This window comes from Thermodesulfobacteriota bacterium (assembly GCA_036482575.1).
Lineage (GTDB): Bacteria > Desulfobacterota > GWC2-55-46 > GWC2-55-46 > JAUVFY01 > JAZGJJ01.
In genome coordinates, this window is record JAZGJJ010000163.1 from 1 (window position 1) to 5,620 (window position 5,620).

Genomic DNA, 5,620 nt, shown 5'->3' on the forward strand with positions numbered 1-5,620 from the left:
ACCCCCACCCCCGCCACTCCTCCCGCGTCCACTTCCCCTACCCCGATGGAAAAGACGCATGGCCGCCTGATAGATAACGGCGACGGCACCGTCACGCACGAGAAGGCGGGCCTCATGTGGGCCAGGAAGGACAGCTACGCGGAGGAGGAGGAATGTATTACCTGGGAGGGTGCCGGGGAGTATGTGGAGAAGATGAAGACTGGCGGCCACGACGACTGGCGGCTGCCCACGGTAGAAGAGCTCGGCTCCATCGCTGCCAAGTCCGCGTGGAACTGGAGCGCGGTCTTTGTTAACGGAGACAGCCGCGCCGTGCACTGGTCTTCAGAGGAAGCCGGCTCCTGCTGCGCCCGCGCCGTCCTGTTTACGAGCGGTATCGTTACCGGGCCCTCCCGGGGCGCCTGTTCCACCGAATCCGTTCGCGCGGTCCGACCATAAGAAAGGGGGCCCGCTGGGCCCCTCCGTTAGCTCCTCAATTAGCTCCCTCCGCCGGCCCCCTTCGTCTCCGCCGCGGGGCGGGTTAAAACGGCATTTCCTTGTTCAACTCCTGCTCCAGGCCGAACCTTTCGGAGTTCAACTGCGCCATCCTCTGGCGGTCTTTCAGGGTGAAGTCATACGCGAGCAGCTCGCCGTCGCTCTTCCTGGCGTTAAGGATCTTCATCTCCAGGGTGGTGTCCTCCCTGCCCCGCAACTCCTCCGGCACCTGTCCCCACTCCATGCCCGGGGGAGCCAGGAGCTTAAGGTGCCTCGTCTTACCGTCCTTCAGCCCGCCCGGCACCTTCGTAATATAGGAGGCGTCTATCCACGGCTCGGCACGGTCCGGGGTGGTGACCACGCCCTGGAGCGTGAGCTCCGAGATATCCGAGCCGCTCTTATTGGTAAGCGTCATCTCGATCATGGGCATGGACATATTGGCGTCCGGGATCAACTCCCAGTAGTAGCGGAGCCCCTCCAGGGTTAGCGTGGAGAGGACCTCCCGGCTCTCGTTGTATTCGGCCCTCTTCTTCTCTATCTCCGCTATCTCCGCCTCTACCTCCTCGATCTTTTCTCGCTTGAGCTTGCGCCACTGCACCTTTTTGCTCCTGGCAAGCTCGATTATCCCGTCGAAGGTCTTCCCGTTAAGGGTCTTCATGGTATGCGCGCCGGAGCCGAAGTCGGCCAAGTCGGCTAGGGCCTTGACCGGGTCCTCCAGCGAGTCGTCCGAGGTTACGATGAACTTGAGCGCTTCTATAAACTGCTCGTTCTGCTCGGGCGTGAGCTTCTTCTTTATGAGCTCGACACTGGCGAAGTAGGCGTTCACGCTCGTGGTGTCAAGCGCGGGTTCCGGCTCCTTCATGCATGCCGTTGCCACGGAAAAAAGCAAGACAGCCAGTATCGGGAAAACTTTTTTAAAACCCATAAGGCCCTCCCTTAAGGTACGTTGCCCTTATTCTAAGGCGTTCTCGCCGCCCGGAAGCCGAAGTAGGGGGATACCAGGCCGCCGCCGTAAAACTTCCTGTGCGCGCACCTGAGATAGTCCGGATAGTAGCCGAAGCCGCCGCCGCGCACCACGCGCTCCCTGCCGGTCTCGGGCCCCCGTGGGTTATTCCTGGGGCTGTTCTTATAGTAGGTCTCGGAGAAGAAGTCGGCCGTCCACTCCCAGACGTTGCCGCTCATGTCATGGATGCCCAGCTCGTTGGGGATAAAAGAGCCGACGGGCGTCGTCTTTCCCCGGTAGATCCCCTTTTCCATGGAGGTCATCCCGATAAGGCGGCTCCTCCCGTCATAGTTGGCCTCGTCGGAGCTTATGAGGTTCTTACCCGTCCCGAACTTGACCTTCTGCCCGCCCTGCCTGCAGGCGTACTCCCATTCCGCCTCCGTAGGCAGGCGGTACTTCCCGTCGGTCTTCCTGTTCAGCCTCCTGAGGAAGCTCTCCGCGTCGTACCAGCTCACCCTTTCCACCGGCCGGTTGCCGCGTCTGAACTTCGACCGGTTTTTCTTCATTACCTTCATCCACTCGGGCTGCGTTACCTCGTACTTGCCTATATAGAAGTCGTCAAGGCAGACCTCATGGACGGGAACGGGCTTGACCGGGTCGTTGTGGTACTCGTTGAAGGTGTCGCCCATCTCGAAGCAGCCTCCCTTGACCAGGACAAACTCCATGCCGGTAACCGGGTCGACGTATTCGGCCGTCCTCTCCTGTGGGGCCTTGGGCGCGGCGGGGGAGGGGGGGGAGGGGGTGGCGGCCCCGGTCTCTCCGGCCCCCTTAAGTTCCGCCTCCTTAGGCGCGCACCCCGCTACCATCATCAGGGCGGCAACTAAAAAAACAGGGGAAATGCTTTGAATAAGGGGTTGTTTCATTGTTCTCTAACGCGCTGGATGGAAGGAAATCGGTCTTTATCTCTCCGATAAAATTAACACAAAACCGTTGAAATCGCAAGGGTTTTTCCGCCTTATGCCCCCCCCTCCCCCCTCTCCCGGACTCCGGACGGTCCCCCCTCCTGGATTCCGGACGGTCGCGGACCGGAGCCCATCCGCGCGGACAAGACCGCCACCGCCCCGTAAAGGAGGGCGGCTATGGGGAGGCTCAGGTGGAAACCCCACTTCATCGCGACCATTATGACCAGGAGCGCGCCGGCAAAGGAGCTTATGGCGTTTACCCCCCACATCCACGGCACGGCCCCGGGATGGCGCCCCTTGAGCATGACAAGGCCCGCAGGGAACGGCACCCCCATGAAGAAGCCCAGAGGCAGGATAAGCACGAACGTCACGAGCGACTTAATGCCTATGGAAGAGGAGAGGGCGGCCTCGAAAACGGCCGGAAGTCCGGCGTAGTAAACGAGCAGCAGCGACACCACGCCTATGGCTGCGGCGGAAGATCTCGCCGCCGGGGAGCCTTTAAACAGGTAGGGGCTCAGGAGGCTTCCGAAGCCGCCGCTTAAGAGGAAGCTGAAGAGCACGACCGAGAGGCTAAGGGTGGGGTAGCCCAGGAAGAGGATGAAGCGTTGGGCAAGAGAGATCTCGATCAGCATGTAGCCCATGCCGATGGCCATGAAGTAGAGAAGGAACTGCACGAGCAGAGACCCCCCCTTATTATCTCTTTCCCCGCTATCGTCGTAGCGGCCTATAAAGAGCGCCGTGAAGACGAGCATAACCGCGAGGGTGGTCCAGAAAAACATGGTCAGCCCCTTCGGGACCCCTTTCCTAAGGTTAAAGAAGAAGGGGCTTTTGTCCGTGGCGGGGTTGATATTGAAGGGGGCGCTCCCTACCCACTCCCGAAGGGAGATCGACCCTTCCGCGAGCCTCGCGAGCTCCGGCTGCCGCGGCTTCTCGTAGGGTATGTGCAGCGGGTTAAGGCCCGAATTCTCCGCGAAACGCATAAGCTCCCCGGCCTCCTCCCGGAAGAACCCTCCCTTCTTAATCATTATCAGGTTGGAATAGGGTGTGCCCTCGGCCGTGTTCAGCACGACCAGCGAAGAGAGCGCTTCGGCGGGGGAAAGCCCCCGTTCTTCAAGCAGCGAAAGGGCCGTGGATATGAGCCTGGTAAGGAGCATCTCCTCGTTTATTATTATTGCCAGCCGCCCGCCCCGGGGCAGGTGGTCCCAGTAATCGCCGAAGGCATCGAGGGTGTGCAGGTAGTCCTCGGTAAAGATAAGCCTCCCGGACTTTACGGAAATAAGGGAGTAGGCCAGCGGGAGGAATATGAGGTCGTAGTTCTTGCTGCTCCTCTTTAAAAAGCTCCTGCCCTCGTCAACCGCTACGTCAACGTTCCGGTAGCGGTATATGCCCCCGTTATAGTCCGAGTGGTCCAGGACCGTCTCGACCACCAGCGGGTTTACCTCGACGGCGGTCACGTGCCCGCTCCCGGCAAGAAGGGCCGTGGCCACCTGCATGCCTCCCCCGGAACCTATGATGAGGACCTCGTCCTTCGGGAGGAAGAAGAAGGGGACCGAGTTCAGCGGCCCTATGACCCGGAGCAGTTCTTCCACCCCCTCCTTCTCCCGGCCCTCTATGCGGAGCATCGGGGCCAGCGTGCCCCCGTTTATAAAGATGAGCCGCGTGTCCTCCGTGTCTCTGACGAGGTCGACCCTCGAGTAGGCGTCCCACCTTGTCTCGAGTATCCGCTCTTCGGCCAGGGACGTCTTCTGGAACGAGTCTATGCCCACCTTTGAGTAGTCCACCCTTATAACTCCCCGCCCCTGGTTGGCCGTCCCAAGCGCTATAACCCCCGCCAGCAAGGCCGCTACGGCCGTGACCGCCCGTATGCTCCCGCTCTTGAAGGCAAAGACCAGCGGGATGAGCACTATAATACCGGCCGCCGCAATGACGGTGTTTATCGGACCCCCGAGGCCGTTAAGGAGTACTATGGCCAGAAGGCACCCTATCGAAGCCCCCCCGAGGTCCCCGTAGTAGAGGAGGTGTCCCTTCAGGGCGAACCGGGCGTAGATGGAGGCCATGAGGAGCCCCCCGGGTATAAAGGAGGCTATTACCATGGGGATGAGTTCCTGCCACTGCCACGGGAAGCGCGTGACGAGATAGAGGAGGAGGAGGATCGAGAGCGCGAAGACGAGGCCGGAGACGATAAAGAACGCCTCCCCTTCAACGAGCGCGGGGCGCTTTGTCGAGAGCCGGTAGTAGAGGAAGCCCCCGAGCCCCAGCCCGAGGATGGTGGAGCCCACCACCCCGAATATCATGGGGTTCTGAAGGGTCGCGGAGAAGATCTGGGTGAAGGATATCTCGATTATGAGGATAGAGGCTGAAAGGAAAAAGAGGGCCCCGAAGGCATACCAGAGTCCGTGGTCGGGCTCACGCATGGAGTAGGCGTGTGCGAGGTTTATTTCCGTTCCCGCTTCCCCGTGTCAACCCCGCTCTATCAATCATCGACCAGCCGGAGCCCCCCGGGGGGGTCTATCCTCTCCCCCACGTCGAACTGCCACCAGTCCTTACCCGTCTCGAAGAACACGAACCACCACAGAAGGGCCGCCGCTATAAGCAGGACCACGGATATGCCCTTGACTATCCTTTCTTCCGTAAGCTCCATCGTATCGGGGTATCGGGTTAGGTTAAAGTTAGCACAAAAGTCCGTGGAATTGCAACGCGTCAACCTCCGGACGGTCCCCCCTCCCCCCCCTCTCGGAGTCCGGCGCCCATCCGCGCGGACAGCACTGCCACCCCCCCGTAAAGGAGGGCGGCAGCGGGGAGGCTCAGGTGGAACCCCCACTTTATCGCGACCATTATGACCAGGAGCGCGCCGGCAAAGGAAGATATGCCGTTCACCCCCCACATCCACGGCACCGCGTCGGGACGGCGTTCCTTAACCATCAAAAGCCCCGTGGGGAAAGGCACCCCCATAAGAAAACCCAGGGGGAATATGGCGGCAAAGGCTATAAGGGACTTTACGCCCGTCGGGTAGGAGTGGGTCCGGTCGAGAACTCCGGTAAGGGTGGCATAGTAAATGACGAGGAGTATGGCTACGGCCGCGGCCGCCACGGCCGACCTCCTCGCGAGCGGCCCCTTCAAGAGACGCGGACTCAGGAGGCTTCCGATCCCGCTGCTTAGAAGGAAGCTGAAGAGCACGACCGAGAGGCTAAGGGTGGGGTAGCCCAGGAAGAGGACGAAGCGCTGGGCAATGGAGACCTCGACC

General features: G+C 60.9%; 6 protein-coding genes. 1 reads left to right on the forward strand and 5 read right to left on the reverse strand.

What is annotated here, in order from left to right; genetic code table 11:
- The coding region (locus tag V3W31_07180; protein ID MEE9614721.1) for a DUF1566 domain-containing protein at positions 1–435 on the forward strand (435 nt) is incomplete at its 5' end.
- 82 nt (positions 436–517) lie between these two features.
- On the opposite strand, the gene V3W31_07185 is transcribed toward V3W31_07180, so the two are convergent.
- From V3W31_07185 to V3W31_07205, 5 genes are all read right to left on the reverse strand, one after another.
- Entirely contained in the window at positions 518–1,396 is an 879-nt protein-coding gene (locus V3W31_07185) for a hypothetical protein (GenBank protein ID MEE9614722.1), read from the reverse strand.
- Between the two features lie 32 nt (positions 1,397–1,428).
- Positions 1,429–2,283, reverse strand: a complete 855-nt coding sequence (locus V3W31_07190; protein MEE9614723.1) for a formylglycine-generating enzyme family protein — start codon at positions 2,281–2,283, stop codon at positions 1,429–1,431.
- A gap of 146 nt (positions 2,284–2,429) precedes the next feature.
- Positions 2,430–4,790 carry a hypothetical protein gene (locus V3W31_07195; protein ID MEE9614724.1) on the reverse strand — a complete coding sequence of 787 codons (2,361 nt, stop codon included), beginning with the start codon at positions 4,788–4,790 and terminating at the stop codon, positions 2,430–2,432.
- A gap of 59 nt (positions 4,791–4,849) precedes the next feature.
- A complete protein-coding gene (locus V3W31_07200) occupies positions 4,850–5,017 on the reverse strand; it encodes a hypothetical protein (protein ID MEE9614725.1) in 168 nt (55 codons plus the stop codon).
- A gap of 59 nt (positions 5,018–5,076) precedes the next feature.
- Positions 5,077–5,620, reverse strand: a 544-nt coding sequence (locus tag V3W31_07205) for a hypothetical protein (protein MEE9614726.1), incomplete at its 5' end; no start/stop codon positions are given.